Raw genomic sequence first — 580 nt, 5'->3', positions numbered from 1 at the left:
AAATGGCAAAGAGTAAGTTTGAGCGCAACAAGCCGCACGTCAACATTGGCACGATCGGCCACGTTGACCACGGCAAGACGTCTCTGACGGCAGCGATCACGAAGTACTTCGGTGAGTTCAAGGCGTACGACCAGATCGACGCGGCTCCGGAAGAGAAGGCGCGCGGCATCACCATCTCGACGGCGCACGTCGAATATGAGACGCCGAACCGCCACTACGCGCACGTCGACTGCCCCGGCCATGCCGACTACGTGAAGAACATGATCACCGGTGCTGCCCAGATGGACGGCGCGATCCTGGTGTGCTCGGCTGCTGACGGCCCGATGCCGCAGACGCGCGAACACATCCTGCTGGCCCGCCAGGTCGGCGTTCCGGCGATCGTGGTGTTCCTGAACAAGGTCGACCAGGTTGACGACGCCGAGCTGCTCGAACTCGTCGAGCTCGAAGTTCGCGAACTGCTGTCGTCCTACGACTTCCCGGGCGATGACATTCCGGTTGTCAAGGGTTCGGCGCTGGCCGCTCTTGAAGATAGCGACAAGAAGATCGGCGAAGACGCGATCCGCGAGCTGATGGCAGCGGT

The 580-nt window shown here is 61.7% G+C and carries 1 protein-coding gene; it reads left to right on the top strand.

All coding sequences use genetic code 11. From position 1 onward, the window contains the following. Positions 1-2: 2 nt before the first annotated feature. On the top strand, positions 3-580 hold a 578-nt coding region (locus tag CO671_RS33170), incomplete at its 3' end, for a GTP-binding protein (RefSeq protein WP_141514522.1).

The organism is Rhizobium sp. M10, from assembly GCF_002531955.1.
GTDB lineage: Bacteria > Pseudomonadota > Alphaproteobacteria > Rhizobiales > Rhizobiaceae > Rhizobium > Rhizobium etli_C.
This window is presented reverse-complemented; position numbering and strand designations above follow the sequence as displayed.